The 19268-nt window shown below is 72.6% G+C and carries 18 protein-coding genes; 9 read left to right on the plus strand and 9 right to left on the minus strand.

The annotated features are described in order from the left end of the window. Positions 1-233 precede the first annotated feature (233 nt). Both sucC and sucD read left to right on the plus strand, forming a co-directional pair. Positions 234-1412: an ADP-forming succinate--CoA ligase subunit beta gene (gene sucC / locus ACN9M0_RS22485; RefSeq protein WP_366039902.1), complete on the plus strand. Its 1179-nt coding sequence runs from the start codon at positions 234-236 to the stop codon at positions 1410-1412. Positions 1413-1432: 20 nt separating this feature from the next. Beyond that, positions 1433-2317 (plus strand): succinate--CoA ligase subunit alpha, encoded by an 885-nt coding sequence (sucD, locus tag ACN9M0_RS22490; RefSeq protein WP_366039901.1) that lies wholly within the window; start codon positions 1433-1435, stop codon positions 2315-2317. 101 nt (positions 2318-2418) lie between these two features. Here sucD and ACN9M0_RS22495 read toward each other — a convergent pair whose 3' ends face one another. Continuing rightward, positions 2419-3867 carry a helix-turn-helix domain-containing protein gene (locus ACN9M0_RS22495; protein WP_426404098.1) on the minus strand — a complete coding sequence of 483 codons (1449 nt, stop codon included), beginning with the start codon at positions 3865-3867 and terminating at the stop codon, positions 2419-2421. 119 nt (positions 3868-3986) lie between these two features. Between ACN9M0_RS22495 and ACN9M0_RS22500 the strand changes: the two genes are divergently transcribed. Then, the gene (locus ACN9M0_RS22500) at positions 3987-5744 is read left to right on the plus strand and encodes a DUF6350 family protein (RefSeq protein WP_426404099.1); all 1758 of its coding nucleotides are present in this window, start codon (positions 3987-3989) and stop codon (positions 5742-5744) included. A gap of 10 nt (positions 5745-5754) precedes the next feature. Here ACN9M0_RS22500 and ACN9M0_RS22505 read toward each other — a convergent pair whose 3' ends face one another. After that, entirely contained in the window at positions 5755-6519 is a 765-nt protein-coding gene (locus tag ACN9M0_RS22505; RefSeq protein WP_426404100.1) for a hypothetical protein, read from the minus strand. Between the two features lie 299 nt (positions 6520-6818). On the opposite strand from ACN9M0_RS22505, the gene purN reads away from it, so the two are divergent. Next, entirely contained in the window at positions 6819-7448 is a 630-nt protein-coding gene (purN, locus tag ACN9M0_RS22510; protein WP_366039897.1) for a phosphoribosylglycinamide formyltransferase, read from the plus strand. Next, the gene (purH, locus tag ACN9M0_RS22515; protein WP_366039896.1) at positions 7423-8988 is read left to right on the plus strand and encodes a bifunctional phosphoribosylaminoimidazolecarboxamide formyltransferase/IMP cyclohydrolase; all 1566 of its coding nucleotides are present in this window, start codon (positions 7423-7425) and stop codon (positions 8986-8988) included. Before purN ends, purH begins: the two co-directional genes overlap by 26 nt. Positions 8989-9057: 69 nt before the next feature. Here the strand turns inward: purH and ACN9M0_RS22520 are convergent, their stop codons facing one another. From ACN9M0_RS22520 to ACN9M0_RS22535, 4 genes are all read right to left on the minus strand, one after another. Continuing rightward, positions 9058-9519 (minus strand): hypothetical protein, encoded by a 462-nt coding sequence (locus tag ACN9M0_RS22520; protein ID WP_366039895.1) that lies wholly within the window; start codon positions 9517-9519, stop codon positions 9058-9060. Positions 9520-9569: 50 nt separating this feature from the next. Continuing rightward, on the minus strand, positions 9570-10445 hold the full coding sequence (locus ACN9M0_RS22525) for a hypothetical protein (protein WP_366039894.1): 876 nt from the start codon (positions 10443-10445) through the stop codon (positions 9570-9572). A gap of 127 nt (positions 10446-10572) precedes the next feature. Beyond that, entirely contained in the window at positions 10573-11904 is a 1332-nt protein-coding gene (locus tag ACN9M0_RS22530) for a serine/threonine-protein kinase (RefSeq protein WP_366039893.1), read from the minus strand. After that, a complete protein-coding gene (locus tag ACN9M0_RS22535; RefSeq protein ID WP_366039892.1) occupies positions 11901-12647 on the minus strand; it encodes an FHA domain-containing protein in 747 nt (248 codons plus the stop codon). Before ACN9M0_RS22535 ends, ACN9M0_RS22530 begins: the two co-directional genes overlap by 4 nt. A 188-nt stretch (positions 12648-12835) precedes the next feature. Between ACN9M0_RS22535 and ACN9M0_RS22540 the strand changes: the two genes are divergently transcribed. After that, the gene (locus tag ACN9M0_RS22540; protein WP_426404101.1) at positions 12836-14269 is read left to right on the plus strand and encodes a DUF2079 domain-containing protein; all 1434 of its coding nucleotides are present in this window, start codon (positions 12836-12838) and stop codon (positions 14267-14269) included. Between the two features lie 112 nt (positions 14270-14381). Here the strand turns inward: ACN9M0_RS22540 and ACN9M0_RS22545 are convergent, their stop codons facing one another. Further along, positions 14382-14975, minus strand: coding sequence for a hypothetical protein (locus ACN9M0_RS22545; protein WP_399695888.1), 594 nt, complete (start codon positions 14973-14975; stop codon positions 14382-14384). A gap of 250 nt (positions 14976-15225) precedes the next feature. Here ACN9M0_RS22545 and ACN9M0_RS22550 point away from each other — a divergent pair, with 250 nt between their 5' ends. From ACN9M0_RS22550 to ACN9M0_RS22560, 3 genes are all read left to right on the plus strand, one after another. Next, positions 15226-16086 (plus strand): bifunctional methylenetetrahydrofolate dehydrogenase/methenyltetrahydrofolate cyclohydrolase, encoded by an 861-nt coding sequence (locus tag ACN9M0_RS22550; protein WP_366039890.1) that lies wholly within the window; start codon positions 15226-15228, stop codon positions 16084-16086. Position 16087: 1 nt separating this feature from the next. Continuing rightward, entirely contained in the window at positions 16088-16570 is a 483-nt protein-coding gene (locus ACN9M0_RS22555) for a DUF3017 domain-containing protein (RefSeq protein ID WP_399695889.1), read from the plus strand. Positions 16571-16937: 367 nt separating this feature from the next. Further along, a complete protein-coding gene (locus tag ACN9M0_RS22560) occupies positions 16938-17927 on the plus strand; it encodes a malate dehydrogenase (protein WP_366039889.1) in 990 nt (329 codons plus the stop codon). A gap of 95 nt (positions 17928-18022) precedes the next feature. On the opposite strand, the gene ACN9M0_RS22565 is transcribed toward ACN9M0_RS22560, so the two are convergent. Both ACN9M0_RS22565 and ACN9M0_RS22570 read right to left on the minus strand, forming a co-directional pair. After that, positions 18023-18760: an isocitrate lyase/phosphoenolpyruvate mutase family protein gene (locus tag ACN9M0_RS22565; RefSeq protein WP_399695890.1), complete on the minus strand. Its 738-nt coding sequence runs from the start codon at positions 18758-18760 to the stop codon at positions 18023-18025. Further along, positions 18757-19263: a carboxymuconolactone decarboxylase family protein gene (locus ACN9M0_RS22570; RefSeq protein WP_366039886.1), complete on the minus strand. Its 507-nt coding sequence runs from the start codon at positions 19261-19263 to the stop codon at positions 18757-18759. The genes ACN9M0_RS22565 and ACN9M0_RS22570 overlap by 4 nt, the downstream gene beginning before the upstream one ends. Positions 19264-19268 lie beyond the last annotated feature (5 nt).

Raw genomic sequence — 19268 nt, forward strand, 5'->3', positions numbered from 1 at the left:
CCTGTCGACCCCTACGGACCGCCCTCCGACCCCTACGGTCTGTGACCCGTATCACCGCTCTGTTGTGATCTGCGATTTAGGGACCCACGGCCCTCGGGGATAACCTGCGAGACGGACATGCCGCGTCCACGGACTCCGTGCACGCCTCCCTTGTGACAGCGCAGTCACGTTGCCCTTCGCGGCACGCCCACGCAGACAACGAACCGCGATCATCAGAAAAGGGACGGACGCGCGTGGACCTGTTCGAGTACCAGGCGAGGGACCTCTTCGCCAAGCACGGTGTACCGGTGCTGGCCGGTGAAGTCATCGACACGCCTGAGGCGGCGCGCGAGGCCACCGAGCGTCTTGGCGGCAAGTCGGTCGTCAAGGCGCAGGTGAAGGTCGGCGGCCGCGGCAAGGCCGGCGGCGTGAAGCTGGCCGCCACCCCGGACGAGGCCGTCGCCCGCGCGACGGACATCCTCGGGATGGACATCAAGGGCCACACGGTCCACAAGGTGATGATCGCGGAGACCGCTCCGGAAATCCTCGAGGAGTACTACGTCTCGTACCTCCTCGACCGCACCAACCGCACCTTCCTCGCCATGGCGTCCGTCGCCGGTGGCATGGACATCGAGGAGGTCGCCGCGACGACCCCCGAGAAGCTCGCGAAGGTGCCGGTCGACTCCAACACCGGTGTCGACATCGAGAAGGCGCGCGAGATCGTCGCCCTGGCGCAGTTCCCGGCCGACGTGGCCGAGAAGGTCGCCGAGGTCCTCGTGACCCTGTGGAAGACCTTCGTCGCCGAGGACGCGCTCCTCGTCGAGGTCAACCCGCTGGCCAAGGTCGCCTCCGGCGACATCCTGGCCCTGGACGGCAAGGTGTCTCTCGACGAGAACGCCGACTTCCGTCAGCCCGACCACGAGGCGCTCGAGGACAAGGCCGCAGCCAACCCGCTCGAGGCTGCCGCCAAGGCCAAGAACCTCAACTACGTCAAGCTCGACGGCGAGGTCGGCATCATCGGCAACGGCGCCGGCCTGGTCATGTCGACCCTGGACGTCGTCGCGTACGCCGGTGAGAACCACGGCGGCGTGAAGCCGGCCAACTTCCTCGACATCGGTGGCGGCGCCTCCGCCGAGGTCATGGCGAACGGCCTGGAGATCATCCTGGGCGACCCGGACGTCAAGTCCGTGTTCGTCAACGTCTTCGGTGGCATCACCGCCTGTGACGAGGTCGCCAACGGCATCGTCCAGGCCCTGGAGCTGCTCGCCTCCAAGGGCGAAGAGGTCACCAAGCCGCTGGTCGTGCGCCTCGACGGCAACAACGCGGAGCTGGGTCGCAAGATCCTGTCGGACGCGAACCACCCGCTCGTGCAGCGCGTGGACACCATGGACGGCGCGGCCGACAAGGCCGCCGAGCTCGCGGCTGCGAAGTAAGGGACGAGGTCAAGCACACCATGGCTATCTTCCTCACCAAGGACAGCAAGGTCATCGTCCAGGGCATGACCGGTGCCACGGGCATGAAGCACACCAAGCTCATGCTGGGTGACGGCACCAACATCGTCGGTGGCGTGAACCCGCGCAAGGCCGGCACGTCCGTCGACTTCGACGGCACCGAGGTCCCGGTCTTCGGCTCCGTCGCCGAGGCGATGGAGAAGACGGGCGCCGACGTCTCCGTCCTCTTCGTCCCGCCGGCCTTCGCCAAGGCCGCCGTGGTCGAGGCGATCGACGCCGAGATCCCCCTCGCCGTCGTCATCACCGAGGGCATCGCCGTCCACGACTCCGCCGCCTTCTGGGCGTACGCGCAGTCGAAGGGCAACAAGACCCGCATCATCGGCCCGAACTGCCCCGGTCTCATCACCCCGGGCCAGTCCAACGCCGGCATCATCCCGGGCGACATCACGAAGCCGGGCCGCATCGGCCTGGTCTCGAAGTCCGGCACGCTGACGTACCAGATGATGTACGAGCTCCGTGACATCGGCTTCTCGTCCGCCGTCGGCATCGGTGGCGACCCGGTCATCGGCACCACGCACATCGACGCCCTGGCGGCCTTCGAGGCCGACCCGGAGACCGAGCTGATCGTCATGATCGGCGAGATCGGCGGCGACGCCGAGGAGCGTGCGGCGGACTTCATCGCGAAGAACGTCACCAAGCCGGTCGTCGGCTACGTCGCGGGCTTCACCGCGCCCGAGGGCAAGACCATGGGCCACGCCGGCGCCATCGTCTCCGGCTCCTCCGGCACCGCCCAGGCGAAGAAGGAGGCCCTCGAGGCCGCCGGCGTCAAGGTCGGCAAGACGCCGACCGAGACGGCCAAGCTGGCGCGCGCCATCCTCGCGGGCTGAACGGGCTGACACGCACAGCGGCCTGACAGGCAGTACGTGAGAGGGCCCCGCCCCTCCCGGGAGACCGGGTGGGGGCGGGGCCCTCTCGCGTACGACGGCGGCTACTCGCTCGTCGGGACCAGCCGCTCCGGGCCCGGGTTGGGCTCGGAACGCAGCTTGTCGCGGAGCTCCAGGTCCTCCGGGCGGAGCTTCTGCGGGCCGCCGCGCACGGGCACCCCGTTGACGGTCTCGCCGGGGGCGTTCACCGGGATGTAGCGGGTCGGCGCGGTCACCACCGTGAAGCCGGTGACCCCGATGAGGACCGCCGTCACCCCGAGCACCGCACGCGTCCAGGTGCGGGCCCGGCGTTCGCTGCCACTCCGGACCGTGCGGGCGGCCGGCAGCGTCGCCGTCGGCGCCTCCGCGACCAGCGCGCTCAGGCGCCGGTGCAGGGCCTCCGGCTCGGCGAGGTCGGGAATCCGCTGCCCGAGGACCGTGCGGGCGTGCAGCAGCCGGTTCGCGGCGGCGGGGGTGCTCGCCTCCGTCTCGGCCGCCGTCTCCGGCAGGTCCAGGCCGAGCCCGTCGTAGAGCAGGACGGTCCGGCGGTACGGCGCCGGCAGGTCGAGGAGCGCGCCGAGCAGCGCCCGCCGGTTCGCCTCGGTCGGCGGGGCGTCGGGATGCCTGTGGGCGCGTCGCAGTCGGTGCCAGGGGGAGAGGGCGTACTCGTACGCCGCCGCCCGCACCCAGCCCACCGGGTCCGCGTCCACGGCGACCTCGGGCCAGCGCTGCCACGCCTGGTGGAAGGCGTGCTCGACGGCCTCGCGGGAGAGCCGGCGGCGCCCGCTGAGCAGGTACGTCTGGTGGACGAGGCCGGGCGCGGCGTACGCGTACAGCGCGTCGAAGGCCTGCTCGGGGGTGAGGGCCGGTGCGGTAGGGGCCGGTTCCGCGGGGGCCTCGGCCGCCACCGGTTCGGCCCCCACCGGTTCGGCCGCCACCGGTTTCAGCCGCTCCGGCGGCTTCGCGGGGCCTTTGCGGGCGGGACCGGGGGCGATGGCCGGGACCGGGGACGGGGCCCGCGGCGGCTTGGCGGCCCGCTTGACGGCGGCCTTGGGCCGGACGTTGGCGGAGACCGAGGGCTGCGCCTGGGCGGCGGCCTGCGGCTGGGCGTGTGCCTGCGGCTGCGACCGGACGGGCTGGGCCTGCGCCTGGGCCTGCGGCTGCGACCGGGCGGGCTGGGCCTGCGCCTGGGCCTGGGCCTGCGCCTGGGCCTGCGCGTGGGACGGGGCCGCCTGCGCGGGGGACGGCGACGTCTGTGGCCGGGCCGGTGGCTGCGGCGCGTCCGGGAGCGGGTCCTCCGTCCCCGGCGTGCCGAGCAGTCTCGCGTACGCCTCGAGCTTGCGGCCCCGGGGCGCCGAGCGCCCGGTCTCCCATGACCTGACCGTGGCCTTCGTGACGCCCATGGCCTCGGCGACCTGCTCCTCGCTCAGGGCGAGGGCCTCACGCAACCTGCGCCGCTCCTTCGGGGTCGGCAGGGTGACGGAGGATGCGGAATCCGCGGTGCTCCGGCTCATCGGCGTCGACCTCCCGCAGAGCTGCTCTGGGCGGAAAAGTACATAAACGTATCTTGAGCGACACAACGGAGGTTTGCCTGTTACGCGGCAAAAGCGCGTGTCGTTGGCAGCATGACCCCGTGACCCACGTGACCGAGCACCCCCTGGTCCAGGGCGGCCGTTCCGCCGCGTTCGCCACCGCCTGTGTCCGGGGCGGGGTCGCCGCCGGACTGGGTCTCGGCGCGCTCGCCGTCCTGGTGATCGCGGCCTGGATCAGCTCCCCGTACCCCGACAGCGGTCCCGTCGGCGCCCTGCACGTCGCCGCCGGGATCTGGCTGCTCGCCCACGGCGTCGACCTGGTCCGTACGGACACGCTGTCCGGCCTGCCCGCCCCCCTCGGCATCGTCCCGCTGCTCCTCGTCGCCCTGCCCGTCTGGCTCGTCCACCGAGCCGCCCGCGACACCCTCGACCCGGGCGGCGACGAGGTCAGGCCGCGCCCCTCTCCGGGCGGCGCCGTGGCCGCCGTGGCCGGGGGATACCTGCTGGTCGCGGCCGCCGTCGTGGTCTACAGCGAGAGCGGCCCGCTGCCCGCCGACCTGATCACGGCCGGACTCTGGCTGCCCGCCGTCGTCACCGGCGCCGCGGGCGCGGGCGTCTGGACGGCGCTCGGCCGCCCGCTGCCCGGGCAGCGGCAGGCCGCCGCCGCGCTGCGCGCCGCGGGGCTCGGGACCCTGACGCTGCTCGGTGGCGGCGCGGTGGCCGCGGCGGTCTCGCTGGCCTGGCACGCGGGCCGGGCGCAGGCCTCGTTCGACGGCCTCGCGGGGGAGTGGTCCGGTCGGGTGACGGTCCTGCTGCTCGTCCTGGCGCTGCTGCCGAACATGGCCGTCTGGGGGGCGGCATACGGCCTCGGGCCCGGTTTCAGCCTCGGTACGGGAGCGCTCGCCACCCCGCTGGGCCTCGTCGGCGACCCGACCGTGCCGCCCTTCCCGCTGCTCGCCGCGCTGCCCGCCGAGGGGCGCGGCACCTGGGTCCACTGGACGGTCGCGGCGGTCCCACTGGCCGCCGCCCTGGTCCAGGGCCACCGCGTGGGCCGCGCGGCGCGGAGCTGGCCGGCCCGGGACGCGGCCCTGACGGCGCTCGGCGCGGCCTGGGGGTGCGGAGCGGCCGTCGCCGTCCTGGCGGGCGCGGCGGGCGGCCCGCTCGGCACCGGCCGGCTCTCGGCGTTCGGCCCGGTGTGGTGGCAGGCGGGCGCGGCCGCGGTGCTGTGGGGGGCCTGCGTGGGGGTTCCCGTGGCCTTGGGCGTACGGGCCTGGGGGCGCCGGTCCCTGCGCCCGAAGAAGCCCTGGCCGGCGCCGGTGGCACCGGTCGCCCCGGTCACGCCGGTGGCCCAGGACGCCCCCGTGGCCCTGGGTGTACGGGCATGGGGCCGCCGGATCCTGCGTCCGAAGAAGCCCCGGCCCGCGCCCGTCGCCCCGGATGCCCCCGTCGCCCCGGTCGCCCCGGATGCCCCGGTCGCCCCGGTGGCACGGGCCCGGTCCCGCTGGGCCCTCCGTCCGGGACTCCGGTCCGTTCCGGCGGCGTCCGCGGCCATGGACGCGCCTGTCGCCGTGCCCGCGTCGGCCGCCGCTGCCGGGGCCCCTTCCGGCCCCTCGGAGCCCGGCGCACCGGACCGGCCGGCAGCCGAGGCGCCCCGTCCGCCGGCGCCGGCGGAAACCGGCACCGGCCGGGACCCGGGCAGCACCCCGTACGCCGATCCGCCCGCCGGACCCGCCGGCTATCTCACCGGAGACCCCTTCGCAGACCCCTTCGCAGACCCCTTCGGAGACCCCGGCTACGAGCCGTACGACTACCTCCCGGCGGCCTGGGAGCCCTCCCCGCCGCCGCCCCCCGCCGACTGACGCCGGTCGACTACTCCCGTACCCCGAAGCCCGCGCGCAGCGGCTTCGGCAGCAGGTCGTTGCAGGCCAGCTGGCCCGCGTGGGTCAGGGCGTCGTCGCGGCACTCGTAGAAGTCGCGGTAGACGAGCTGCATGGTGAAGCCCACCGCGACGATCATCAGGGCCAGGCTCGCCGCGACGAGACCGCTGATCGCCGCCGTCCGCATCGAGCGGAGCGGGGCGATCGCGGCGGACGCGCCCTGCCCCGAGGGCCGCTCGGCCGACGACTGCCCCGGAGTCGGAGACGCCGCCGGCGAGGCAGCGGGCGACTGTGAGGTCGGCGACACTTCCTCCGCCGCCTTCGGCTTGGTGCGCAGCGAGCTGATCCCCCAGTAGAGACCGAGGGCGCCGAGCAGCAGAGCGAGCTCCGGGATCTCGAAGATCGAGAAGAAGAAGGCCCACATGCCCGCGAGGATCGCGTACCGCGCCCGTCGCTGCGCCGGGTCCGTCGGGTCCCAGCGGGTCCCCGGGCCCCGCCGGGGTCCGTCCTGTCCTGGGTCGCCCTCCGGCCCGCCCTGGCCGCCTCCCTGGCGCTCCGGCCCCCGGCCGAAGCCGTCCTGGGAGGGGCCCGGCTGGTGCGGGCTCCAGCGGCCGTCGGACGGCCCCGACGAGTCCGGGGTGCCGGACGTGTCGTCGTCCGGGCCCTCCGGTCGCCGCGGCTGCCACGGCTGATCCGGCCTGCCCTCGGGCGGCGGCGCGAACGGGTTGTTGTCGTCCGTGGACTGGCGTTCCGGCATCTGCTGAACGTCTTCCCTCTGTCGTCTCGACCACGGCCGCACCCGTGGTCTCCGCTGCTGTCTCGTCTGCTGCTCGTCCGCCGAGCCGTCCGCCGCCCGAACCGGCCCTGATCCGGGCCCGGTCCGGCGCGCGTCCGACGTCGGACCCTGACGCTACCGCCCTGCTCCGCCCCCGTCCCGTGGGGGCCGTCCCGTGTGCCGGTATCGTTGCTGACGGTCGAGCCATTCGTAGGGTTCCCCGTATCGAGCGGCACGATTCGTTCGTACGACCGCACAAACACCACGGAAAGAGTGACCCAGTGGCTGCCGCCCGCCTCGTCGTCCTGGTCTCCGGTTCCGGTACCAATCTGCAGGCCCTCCTCGACGCCATCGCCGCCGACCCCGAGGGATACGGGGCCGAGATCGTCGCCGTCGGCGCCGACCGCGACGCGATCGTCGGCCTGGACCGCGCCGAGGGCGCCGGGCTGCCGACCTTCGTGTGCCGGGTCAAGGACCACGCGACCCGCGAGGAGTGGGACCGCGCGCTGACCGAGGCCACCGCCGCGTACGAGCCGGACCTCATCGTCTCGGCGGGTTTCATGAAGATCGTCGGCAAGGAGTTCCTCGCCCGCTTCGGCGGCCGGGTCGTCAACACCCACCCGGCGCTGCTGCCCAGTTTTCCCGGTGCCCACGGGGTGCGTGACGCCCTCGCCTACGGCGCGAAGGTCACCGGGTGCACCGTCCACTTCGTCGACGACGGTGTCGACACCGGCCCGATCATCGCCCAGGGCGTGGTCGAGGTGCGGGACGAGGACGATGAAGCCGCTCTCCACGAGCGCATCAAGGAAGTCGAGCGCTCGCTGCTCGTCGACGTCGTGGGGCGTCTCGCCCGGCACGGCTACCGCATTGAGGGACGAAAGGTTCATGTCGGTGAACACGGACACCGTTAAGCCCATCCGCCGCGCGCTGGTCAGCGTCTACGACAAGACGGGGCTCGAAGAGCTGGCCCGCGGTCTGCACGAGGCCGGTGTCGAGCTCGTCTCCACCGGCTCCACGGCCGGCCGGATCGCCGCCGCCGGCGTCCCGGTCACCAAGGTCGAGGAGCTGACCGGCTTCCCCGAGTGCCTCGACGGGCGCGTCAAGACCCTCCACCCGCGCGTGCACGCCGGCATCCTCGCCGACCTGCGCCTGGAGTCGCACCGCGCGCAGCTCGCCGAGCTCGGCGTCGAGCCCTTCGACCTCGTCGTCGTGAACCTCTACCCCTTCCGCGAGACGGTCGCCTCCGGCGCCACCCCGGACGAGTGCGTCGAGCAGATCGACATCGGCGGCCCGTCGATGGTCCGCGCCGCGGCCAAGAACCACCCGTCGGTCGCGATCGTCACCAGCCCGGAGCGGTACGCCGACGTGCTCGCCGCCGTCAAGGCCGGCGGCTTCGACCTCACCGCCCGCAAGCGGCTCGCCGGCGAGGCCTTCCAGCACACCGCGGCGTACGACGTGGCCGTGGCCTCCTGGTTCGCCGACGACTACGCGGCCGCCGACGACTCCGGCTTCCCCGACTTCCTGGGCGCCACCTACGCGCGCAAGAACGTCCTGCGGTACGGCGAGAACCCGCACCAGGGCGCCGCGCTCTACGTCGACGGCACGGGCGGCCTCGCCGAGGCGGAGCAGCTGCACGGCAAGGAGATGTCGTACAACAACTTCACGGACACCGACGCCGCGCGCCGGGCCGCGTACGACCACACCGAGCCCTGCGTCGCGATCATCAAGCACGCCAACCCGTGCGGCATCGCGATCGGCGCCGACGTCGCCGAGGCCCACCGCAAGGCGCACGCCTGCGACCCGCTGTCCGCGTTCGGCGGCGTCATCGCCGTCAACCGCCCGGTCTCCGTCGCGATGGCCGAGCAGGTCGCGGAGATCTTCACCGAGGTCATCGTCGCCCCCGGCTACGAGGACGGCGCGGTCGAGATCCTCGCCAAGAAGAAGAACATCCGCGTGCTGCGCGCCGAGGGCGGCCCGGCCAACCCGGTCGAGGTCAAGCCCATCGACGGCGGCGCCCTCCTTCAGGTCACCGACCGCCTCCAGGCCGACGGCGACGACCCGGCGAACTGGACCCTCGCGACCGGCGAGGCGCTCTCCGCCGAGGAGCTCGCCGAGCTCGCCTTCGCCTGGAAGGCCTGCCGCGCGGTCAAGTCCAACGCGATCCTGCTCTCCAAGGACGGCGCCTCGGTCGGCGTCGGCATGGGCCAGGTCAACCGCGTCGACTCCGCGAAGCTCGCGGTCGAGCGGGCGGGCGAGGAGCGGGCGCGCGGCTCGTACGCCGCCTCGGACGCCTTCTTCCCCTTCCCCGACGGCCTGGAGATCCTCACCGCGGCCGGCGTGAAGGCGGTCGTCCAGCCGGGCGGCTCGATGCGCGACGAGCTCGTCGTCGAGGCGGCGAAGAAGGCGGGCGTGACGATGTACTTCACGGGCACGCGCCACTTCTTCCACTGACCCGCGACGAGGTGACACGACGAGGGCCCGCCGGTACGCGCGCGTACCGGCGGGCCCTCGTCGTTCGGCTCAGCTCATCCAGCGGTCACAGGAGTTCACCCACTGGTGGGACCGGATGTTGTTGCTCATGTTGTTGCCGTCGCTGAAGGTGTTCCGCGAGAGGTCGTCGACGAAGAACTCCTCGGCCTTCAGGCAGTTGTAGCCGCCGCCGTAGTTCGTCAGGTAGGAGAACTTCACGATGGAGTAGCTGCCGGTGTAGCCGGCGTTCATGACGGACTCCGCCCTGTCCCACGCGTTGACGAACCCGCCGCCCGACGCGTTCCAGTCGGCGTCGTTGCCGGCGGCGCTGCCGAGGAGTCCGTAGCAGTACGTGCTGTCGTAGGCGTACACGTTGCCGTTCCGGCCCGGCCAGATGTCGTTGCAGTGGTTGCTCGCCGTGCCGGAGCTCGATGCCTGGGCCGCCGTGGCGGGTGCCACGAGTCCTGCGACCGCGAGGCCGAGGGCGGCGACGGACGTACCGATTCTGCGCATGGTTCGACTCCTTCGGTGGTGGTGCCGATGGGTGGTGCCGGCGGGTCGTTTCAGACCCGGGCGCCGGTGATCCCGGCGGCCCGCTCGTAGGCCCCGCGCTGGAGTCGGCGATGGGTGTCGAGCTCCTCGCCGTACGTGTCGCGCAGGGCGTTCAGGTAGTGCGTCTGGCGCTCGCGGGCCACGGTGGCCAGCGAGGTCTCGCGGGCGCAGCGCGCCTCGGAGACCGCGGTGCGGGTCTCGCTCGCGAAGTCCCGCGCACGGGCCGCGGCGTCCCGTGCGGCCGTCGGGTCGGGGTAGGCGAAGCCGGCCCGTCGCATGCAGGCCTTCCAGCCCGCGAGCGCGGTCGTGAACCGCTCGTCCCGCAGGATCTCGGGGACGTACAGGGGCTGCAGATTGGTGACGGCCTTGTCGGCCCGGAACCAGGCGTCCGGGTCCCCGTACAGCTTTCGCTCGGCCTCCTCGGAGCAGCCGCCGAGCCGTTTGCGCACGGTCGCCTTGCCGCCGGGGAGCTTCGCGGTGAGGATCCTGGCCCGACGGCCGCCGTCCAGCGCCTCGTCGTAGGCCCTGCGGCGCTCGGTGGAGAGGCCCGTGCGGTACGCGCCGTTCGGATTCGTCCGCCGGTACCGGTCGGCCGCGGCCGCGATCCGGCTGCCGTAACCGTGCTTCCGCGCCCACTCGACGTCGTCGTTGACGTAGCCGGGCTCGCGGCTCTCCTCCAGGCTGGACCTGGGGCTCGTCCAGTACGAGAAGCCGGCCCGGTTCATGCACTGCTCGATCAGCACCTCGTCGGCGTCCGAGATCCGCAGCTGCTCGGCCTGCGTCAGCTCCCGCTCCGGCGCGGCGGCGGTGTCCGGTCGCGAGCAGCCGGTCGTCACCGCCGCGACGACGGCGACGACCGCGCCCGCGCGAACGAGCAGGTGCTTCATCGTCGGCCCCCCTTGTGACTGCGCCGCCCGTCCGCGGCGCAGTCACACCATGCGGCCGCCGGCGGCCGCGGGGTACCTCGTAACTCCTAGGGAGGCGCCATGGGCAGGCACCGCCCCAGGTCAGGGCTCAGCAGGTCTTGGCCCAGGTGTGCGAGGCGATCGGCCGGTCGAGGGTGAGGTCGCGGCGCGCGCCCTGCCGGATGCAGCCCAGACCGTCCTTCAGGTTCTTCTCCGCGAAGTAGGCGACATGGACGAAGCCCTTCGGGTCGGCGGAGCCGTTGTTGAACACCGAGCGGGGCGTCCGGTCCCGCGCCCAGCTGCAGACCGTGTCGCCGTCGAACCACTCGGGATCGTCGTTGAACCAGTCGCACATCTCGCCCTGGCCGCCCGCCTCCGAGAAGAAGCAGACGTTGCCCGGCGCGCAGCGCTCGTACCCGGCCGCGGTGTTCTTCACGTCGGTGTTCCCACCCGGCTCGTCGCGCAGGGAGTTCAGGCCGAAGCCCGCCGCCGTCAGCACGGCCAGGGACACGGCGAGGAGCGGGACGAGCCGTCTTCGGCGGCGCGGCGTCCGCCCCGCGGCCGCCTCCCTGGCGCGGCGCAGCAGGGATCTCGCGTCGTGGGCGGCCCGTTCCTCGTGGGTGCGGCTCAGGCAGTCCGTGACGATCTCCCGCCACGCTGCCGGGAGTTCGGGGGAGAGACGGAGTTCCTCCTCGCCGCGCGCGTAGCGCAGGGCCGCGTCCCGGCGGGCGGTCGGCGTGCCGCCGGGGAGCGGGGAGGAACCCGTGAGGACGAGGTGGGCCAGGACGCCGAACGCCCACACGTCGGTGCTGGGGCGGATGCGGGTGCCCCGCTCGCCGATCTCGGACCAGAGCAGCTCGGGCGGTGTGTAGTCGGGCGTGGCGAAGCCGGCGGCGTAGGCGTGCGTGCCCTCCAGCTCGCTCGCCGTGCTGAAGTCGCCGAGCCGGACGGTGCCGTCCTTCATCAGCAGGACGTTGCCCGGCTTGAGGTCGCCGTGCACCCAGCCCGCCGTGTGCAGCTGGTGCAGGCCCTCGCAGATCTGGACGAGCAGCGCGGGGCCGGAGGGCGGCGCCGCCGCCTTGGAGAGGAGCGACTGGAGCGGGCGCTCCGCCTCCTCCAGTACGAGGACGGTGGCGCCGTCCAGGTCCGGGTGCGCCGGGTCGTCGACGGTGAGGGTCTCGTACAGCCGGATCAGACGTGGCGAGCGGAGCCGGCTGAGGAGCTCCACCTCGCGCTCGGCCAGGTCGCGGAGGTGGCGCAGCTGGCGCGGGGTGCGGGTGCCCGTCGGGAGGAACTTGAGTGCGGCCCGGGCGGGGGAGGCGGAGGCGTCGAGGTGGCGTGCCGCGTAGACGCTGCCGAAGGCCCCCGCGCCGAGCGGGCGCTCCACGACCCAGTCGCCGATCTCGTAGCCGACCGGCACGGTCAGGGGGAAGGCGGTCACCGCGCCACCTCCGCCAGGGTCGACAGGTCGCCCTCGCGGACCAGGTCGAAGCGGAGGGCGAGCGAGACCAGGGAGTCCTTCTTGCCGTTGAGCCGCGGGCCACCGTCGGGAGCCTCGGGACCTGGCTTGAGCCGTAACTTGACGGCCAGGTAGTCGATGTTCCACTGCACGGAGGCCCGGTTCACCGCCGGCCACAGCGGGCGCAGCCGCGCCACGATCTGCTCGACCGTCGGCAGCGGCGCGTGCGGGGCGCCGCGCAGGCGGGACTCGCAGAGGGCGGTGAGGACGAGGAAGTACCGTTTGGTGCGGTCGAGGGGGAAGGCGAGCGCGGTCGGCTCGCCGTCCTCGGCGGCGTGCGCGTGCTCCACGTAGTCGTGGCGGGGCGCCCAGACGCCGAAGTCGAGCAGGTCGCCGCCCGCGGGCAGGACGACCCGGGAGAACTCGAAGGGTACGGGGGCGTCGACCCGCCCCGGCGCGATCTTGATGTGCTCCCCGGCGCCCTCCGGGTTCTCGACGACATAGGTCGCGGCCTTGCTGAAGTTGCTGAGCGTCCAGTAGCTCGCCGTCGCGCCGATCTCTCCGGCGGTGCGGGACACCCCGGGGTGCGGGATGTCCAGATGGAGGTGACGCTCGCCGGATGCGTGGGGGGTGGTGCGGCCGAAATGGAGTCTTTCGCCGGGCGCCAGCCTGACCTGGCTACCGGGGTCCGCGGCGTGTGCGGGCACCACGATGATGCTGTACATGACGCTTCCTTTCCCCGAGGACTGCGCGGTCAGGCTAGGGAGCTCCGATAAACGAATGCAGAACGTCACCTTCCGTGTACGGAGCCCGTCCGCCCCATGACCGGGCCCGGCGACGAGAGATCCGCCGATCGGGTGGACTCTGGTCTAATGGGTTGCTCTTTTGTCGGCCGCCGGTAGTGGGGGACGTGGTGTTGGACGTACTGAACAGACCCGCTGCGGAGACCTCCGGAGCGGAGACGTCCGACGGCCTCTCCCCGGCCCCGCTCCGCCCGTACCTGATCCTCGCGGGCGTCCTCTGCGGCCTGTACTTCCTGTACTCGTGGGTGCAGTACGCGCACTTCCGCACGCCCTCCTGGGACCTCGGGATCTTCGGGCAGTCGGTCCGGGCGTACGCCGAGTTCCGGGCTCCCGTCGTCGACATCAAGGGCCCCGGCTTCCCCATACTCGGCGACCACTTCAGCCCGGTCACCGCGCTGCTCGCGCCGCTCTACTGGATCTGGCCCTCGCCGGTCGCCCTGCTCTTCGGGCAGGCCGCGCTGTTCGCCGCCTCCGCCGTCGTCGTCGGCCGCACCACCCAGCAGATCCTCGGCAGCCGGGCCGCCGCCATCGGGCTCACCGTCGCGTACGGCCTGTCCTGGGGGCTCCAGGAGGCCGTGAAGTCCGACTTCCACGAGATCGCCTTCGCCGTCCCGCTGCTCGCCCTGACCTGCCGGGCCCTGCTCCTCGGGCGCTGGACCGCGGCCGCCGCCTGGTCCCTCCCGCTCGTCCTGGTCAAGGAGGACATGGGGCTCACCGTCGCCATGGTCGGCGCGGTCCTCTTCCTGAAGGGGCGGAAGCGGCTGGGCGCGGCCCTGGCCGGCTTCGGCGTGGCGGCCTTCGCGCTGACGGTCCTCGTCCTGATCCCGGCGGCCAGCAAGCTCGGCCAGTACGACTACTGGTCCAAGATCGAGAAGACCGGCCAGGGCGCCGACACCTCCTTCGGCCAGGTCATCGGCGACGCCCTCGCCTCGGGCGAGCGGTGGGAGATGGTCTTCTACCTGCTCGCGATCACCGGCTTCCTGGCCCTGCGCTCCCCGCTGGTCCTGCTCGTCCTGCCGACCCTGGGCTGGCGCTTCCTCTCCCAGGACGCCAACCACTGGGGCATGCACTGGCACTACAGCGCGATCCTGATGCCGGTCGTCTTCCTGGCCCTCGTGGACGGCGTCCGCTCGGTCCGCACCTCGCCGCGCGCCTGGCTCGTCTCGTACGGGAAGGTCGTGGTCCCGGTCGCGACGGCGGTCGCGCTCGTCCTCGCCGCGAACCTGCCGCTGCGGGAGCTGCTGAAGTCGGAGACGTACGCGACGGACACCCGGACCCTGGAGGCCCGGGCGGCGGTCGACGCGGTGCCGGAGGGCGTGAGCGTCGAGGCGGACGTCTCGCTCCTGGCCCACCTCACGGCGGACCACCGGGTCTACTGGGTGGGCACCTCGAAGGGGACCACCCCGGACTATCTCGCCTTCGACCTGCGCGGCTGGGGGCAGCAGGTGTCGGATCCGGCGCAGCTGGCTTCGCAACTGCATCCGGAGGCGCGATACGAGATCACCTACCGCTCGGACGGCTTCGCGGTCCTGAAGCGGCAGTGACAGAGGGATTAACAGCGGCAGTGACGGAGGGATTGACAGCGGCAGTGACAGCGGCCGTGACATGCGTGAGGGGCGGGACCCGTACGGATCCCGCCCCTCACGCGTTTCATGCTCAGTACTGCTGCTTGTTCCGGTTGAACCAGGCCGCGCCGTCCGCCTTCGCCAGGAAGACGATGATCATGACGCCGAGGGCGAGGCTCACGATGCCGAGCGGCAGCGAGAAGAGGCTGAACAGCACCGCGAACGAGGCCCAGACGATCGAGCCGATGCGGACGCCGCTGCCACCGGACTTGAACTTGGCGGCGAGCACCATGCCGAGGATGGCGAAGATCAGCGAGACGACGCCGGCGCCGATCATGATGCCCTGGCCCAGGTTCGCGAAGGTCTCCTCGTCGCCGGACAGGGAGCCCGACTTCTCCAGCTCGCTGGTGAAGCTGAAGGAGAGCGCGATCGCCGCGAAACCACCGAGCATGTTGAAGGCGCTCATGATCCACAGCATGACGCGCGCGCCCTTGACGTTGCCCGGCATGTCCATGGGCACGCCCGGGTAGCCGCCGCCACCGTACGGGGAGACCGGCGGGGCCGCCGGGTAGCCGTAGCCCTGCGGGGGCACGCCCTGCGGGGTCTGCTGCGGGTAGCCGTAGCCCGGCTGCTGCCCCTGTCCCTGCGGCTGGCCGTAGGGGTTGTTCGGATCGCCGAAGCTCATCGCGGGATTCCTCCGTGAATTTCTCTGTGCGGGGACGACGCGGCCCGCGCGGAGGACTTTCACGGCATTTGAGCGGATTTCCCCCCGGCACTTTCCGCGGTACTACGCGGATCATCGTCGTCGCAACCTCGACTTTTTGTCCAGTCGGTACGCAACGGAGTTGTGCAGATGCAACTCTTCGTTCCGCATCGCCGGCCGCTCCGCACGAGCGAATTGGAACAAGGCGGGGGTCATCCGGGAGGATGTCTCCATGAGCGCCCAGATTCTCGATGGCAAGGCCACCGCAGCCGCGATCAAGTCCGATCTGACCGTCCGTGTGGCGGCCCTCAAGGAGAAGGGCATCACGCCCGGCCTCGGCACGGTCCTGGTCGGCGACGACCCGGCCAGCCAGAAGTACGTCGCCGGGAAGCACCGCGACTGCGCGCAGGTCGGCCTCGCGTCCATCCAGCGCACCCTGCCGGGCACCGCCACCCAGGAGGAGATCGAGGCGGTCGTACGGGAGCTCAACGAGGACCCGGACTGCACCGGCTACATCGTCCAGCTGCCGCTGCCCAAGGGCATCGACGAGAACCGCATCCTGGAGCTGATGGACCCGGCCAAGGACGCGGACGGTCTGCACCCGACCAACCTCGGCCGCCTCGTCCTCAACGAGCCCGCCCCGCTGCCCTGCACGCCGAACGGCATCGTCACCCTGCTCCGCGCCCACGGCGTGGAGATCAACGGCGCCGAGGTCGTCGTCGTCGGCCGCGGCGTCACCATCGGGCGCCCGATGCCGCTCATCCTGACCCGCCGCTCCGAGAACGCGACCGTGACCCAGTGCCACACCGGCACCCGGGACCTCTCGGCGCACCTGCGCAACGCCGACATCATCGTCGCGGCGGCCGGCGTGCCGCACCTGATCAAGCCCGAGGACGTGAAGCCGGGCGCGGCCGTCCTCGACGTCGGCGTCTCCCGCAACGGCGAGGGCAAGATCCTCGGCGACGTGGACCCGGGCGTCGCCGAGGTGGCCGCCTGGATCTCCCCGAACCCCGGCGGCGTGGGCCCGATGACCCGTGCGCAGCTCCTCGTCAACGTCGTCGAGGCCGCCGAGCGCGCGGCCGCGGCGCTCTGACGTGACCTCGGGGACTCCGGGGGCGCCCGGCAACCCGGACGGGGCGGACGGTGTCGACGGCGCGGCCGAGGGCGGGGTGAAGGGCGGTCCGCGGCGGCGGCCGCCGAGCGTCACCACCGACACCGCGCGCCCCGAGGGCGGCGGCCGGGCCGCTCCCGGCGACGCCTCCGCGCCCGCGCGCCAGTGGCCGCTGCTCACCGTCCTCGTGCTCGCCGGGATCGGCCTGCTCGTGGTCGGGACGGATCCGTTCCCGCAGGCCTTCCGCGTGGGGGCGATCCTGGTCGGGGCTGCGCTCCTCACGGGCGCGGCGATGCGCCGGGTGCTGCCGTCCGTCGGCATGCTGGCCGTCCGCTCCCGCTTCACGGACATGATCACGTACGGGGTGATGGGCGGCCTGATCGTGCTGCTCGCGCTCATGGTGCAGCCGGGGCCCTGGCTGCGGATCCCGTTCCTGGAGGACGTGCTCCACCTCACGGTGACGTAGCCGTCCGGTGCGCGAAGTGCGGCGCCCGCCCTCTCCCCCGTGGGAGGGCGGGCGCCGTCACGATCAAGGGTCATGTACGTGCCAATGCCGGTTCAAGGCCGGTCGGTGCGCTGTGGCACGGAGGTGACCATTCCGCTACCTCGGAGGGCCGTCCGGACGGGTGTGCGGGCCTCTCCCGCTCGCCCCCCGGGACCTCTCCGGACGGGTGGCAGTGAGCCGGACCACAAGGGGGTGGGGATTCGCGGGGGTCCGGGTCGGATAGCCTGACCGCTGGATATCTCTTCATGTCGAGACACCGATCGATCAAGAGAGCTATCCCGCACCAGGGGCAGGGACCCCCACCGCCAGCTGTCTTACGGAGATCGCCATGACCCGCACTCCCGTGAATGTCACCGTGACCGGCGCGGCCGGCCAGATCGGCTACGCGCTGCTCTTCCGCATCGCCTCCGGCCACCTGCTCGGCGCGGACGTGCCGGTCAAGCTGCGCCTCCTCGAGATCCCGCAGGGCGTGAAGGCCGCCGAGGGCACCGCCATGGAGCTCGACGACTGCGCCTTCCCGCTGCTCAAGGGCATCGACATCTTCGACAACCCGAACGCGGGCTTCGAGGGTGCCAACATCGGCCTGCTCGTCGGCGCCCGCCCGCGCGGTCCGGGCATGGAGCGCGGCGACCTGCTCGCCGCCAACGGCGGCATCTTCAAGCCGCAGGGCGAGGCCATCGCCGCCCACGCCGCGGACGACGTCAAGATCCTGGTCGTCGGCAACCCGGCCAACACCAACGCCCTGATCGCCCAGTCGGCCGCCAAGGGCGTCCCGGCCGAGCGCTTCACCGCGATGACCCGCCTGGACCACAACCGCGCCCTGACGCAGCTGGCCCAGAAGACCGGCTCCTCGGTCACGGACATCAAGCGCCTCACCATCTGGGGCAACCACTCCGCGACCCAGTACCCGGACATCTTCCACGCGGAGATCGCCGGCAAGAACGCCGCCGAGGCCGTCAACGACGAGGCGTGGCTGGCCGACACCTTCATCCCGACCGTCGCCAAGCGCGGCGCCGCGATCATCGACGCCCGTGGCGCGTCCTCCGCGGCCTCCGCCGCCAACGCCGCCATCGACCACGTCCACACCTGGGTCAACGGCACCGCCGAGGGCGACTGGACCTCCATGGGCGTCCCGTCCGACGGCTCCTACGGCGTCCCGGAGGGCCTCATCTCCTCCTTCCCGGTCACCTGCAAGGACGGCAAGTACGAGATCGTCCAGGGCCTGGAGATCAACGACTTCTCCCGCTCCCGCATCGACGCCTCGGTGAAGGAGCTCTCCGAGGAGCGCGACGCGGTCCGCGAGCTCGGCCTCATCTGAGCTGATTCCAGCTCCACATACCCGGCGTCCCCGGACCGTACGACCGACCGTACGGCCCGGGGGCGCCGTTTTTTCGTGCCGAGGTCCCCGCTCCCTCAGGCCCCGGGCCCGCCCGCCTCGCGGAGCTTCGTCGCGAAGGCCGTCAGTTCGTCGAGGGTGCGCCTCAACAGCCCGTCGCCGAAGGTGATCCTCGTGGCGCCCAGGCGGCCGAGTTCGGCGAAGGACGGGCCGCCCGGCACGGCCAGGGCGTTGAGCGGGAGGTCGCCGAGGGCGGCGCGCAGGGCCGGGAGGTCGGCGGGCGGGGCCGCGATCGGGTAGACGCAGTCCGCGCCCGCCTCCGCGTAGAGCGTGGCCCGGGCGACCGCCGCCTCCAGGGCCTCGGGCGCCCTGCGGATGTACACGTCCACGCGCGCGTTGAGGACGAGTTCGGGCCCCGCTGCGGCCCGCACCTCCGCCAGCCACTCCGCGTGCGCCCGCGGGTCCCTGAGCCCGCCGGGACCGGAGTCCTCCAGGTTGACGCCGACGGCCCCGGACTCCCGTACGCGCTCCACCAGTTCGGCCGCCGGAAGCCCGTAGCCGCCCTCCAGGTCCGCCGTGACGGGTACGGAGACGGAGCGGACGATCCGCGCCACGGCGGCGAACATCTCCGCCGGCGGGGTCGCCCCGTCCTCGTACCCGAGGGAGGCGGCGACCCCCGCGCTCGGCGTGGCGAGCGCCGGATGCCCGGCCGCCTCGAAGGCGCGGGCGCTCGCCGCGTCCCACGGGCCGGGCAGCACCAGGGGATCGTCCGCAGGCCGGCCCCGGTGCAGAGCCCGCAGTGCGCCGGCGCTCATGCGGGGCGCGGGGTGTAGTGGCCGGGCGTCATCCGGGTGGTGACGCCGATCCGGTTCCAGGCGTTGATCGTGACGATCGCGGCGATGACCCGGGCGAGTTCGGTCTCGTCGAAGTGCGCGGCGGCCCGCGCGTACACCTCGTCGGGCACGAAGCCGTCGGTGAGGACGGTGACGGCCTCGGTCAGCGCGAGCGCCGCGAGTTCGCGCTCGGTGTAGAAGTGCCGGGACTCCTCCCAGGCGGAGAGCTGCACGATCCGCTCGATGCTCTCGCCCTCCGCCAGCGCGTCCTTGCTGTGCATGTCGACGCAGAACGCGCAGCGGTTGATCTGCGAGGCCCGGAGCTTGATCAGGTGGTACAGGGTCGGGTCGATGTCCTTCGCCGCCGCCGTCTCCAGCCGGATCATCGCCCGGTAGAACTCGGGGACGCGCTCGGCGAGGGGGAGGCGCGGCGCGTGCTCGTGGGCGTACGCGGTCTGCTCTGTCTGCTCCGTCGTGGTCGTCATGCCGT

Origin of the sequence: Streptomyces sp. R-07 (genome assembly GCF_049913175.1) — a bacterium.
In the GTDB taxonomy this organism is placed as follows: Bacteria; Actinomycetota; Actinomycetes; order Streptomycetales; family Streptomycetaceae; genus Streptomyces.

What these genes read in the sequence shown, in the direction of transcription:
- ACN9M0_RS22560 (WP_366039889.1), top strand. Translation starts at nt 16,938, where the DNA reads ATGACCCGCACTCCCGTGAATGTCACCGTGACCGGCGCGGCCGGCCAG.
- ACN9M0_RS22505 (WP_426404100.1), bottom strand. Translation starts at nt 6,519, where the DNA reads ATGCCGGAACGCCAGTCCACGGACGACAACAACCCGTTCGCGCCGCCG.
- ACN9M0_RS22525 (WP_366039894.1), bottom strand. Translation starts at nt 10,445, where the DNA reads ATGAAGCACCTGCTCGTTCGCGCGGGCGCGGTCGTCGCCGTCGTCGCG.
- ACN9M0_RS22545 (WP_399695888.1), bottom strand. Translation starts at nt 14,975, where the DNA reads ATGAGCTTCGGCGATCCGAACAACCCCTACGGCCAGCCGCAGGGACAG.
- ACN9M0_RS22550 (WP_366039890.1), top strand. Translation starts at nt 15,226, where the DNA reads ATGAGCGCCCAGATTCTCGATGGCAAGGCCACCGCAGCCGCGATCAAG.
- ACN9M0_RS22535 (WP_366039892.1), bottom strand. Translation starts at nt 12,647, where the DNA reads ATGTACAGCATCATCGTGGTGCCCGCACACGCCGCGGACCCCGGTAGC.
- purH (WP_366039896.1), top strand. Translation starts at nt 7,423, where the DNA reads ATGTCGGTGAACACGGACACCGTTAAGCCCATCCGCCGCGCGCTGGTC.
- ACN9M0_RS22520 (WP_366039895.1), bottom strand. Translation starts at nt 9,519, where the DNA reads ATGCGCAGAATCGGTACGTCCGTCGCCGCCCTCGGCCTCGCGGTCGCA.
- ACN9M0_RS22495 (WP_426404098.1), bottom strand. Translation starts at nt 3,867, where the DNA reads ATGAGCCGGAGCACCGCGGATTCCGCATCCTCCGTCACCCTGCCGACC.
- sucD (WP_366039901.1), top strand. Translation starts at nt 1,433, where the DNA reads ATGGCTATCTTCCTCACCAAGGACAGCAAGGTCATCGTCCAGGGCATG.
- ACN9M0_RS22565 (WP_399695890.1), bottom strand. Translation starts at nt 18,760, where the DNA reads ATGAGCGCCGGCGCACTGCGGGCTCTGCACCGGGGCCGGCCTGCGGAC.
- ACN9M0_RS22570 (WP_366039886.1), bottom strand. Translation starts at nt 19,263, where the DNA reads ATGACGACCACGACGGAGCAGACAGAGCAGACCGCGTACGCCCACGAG.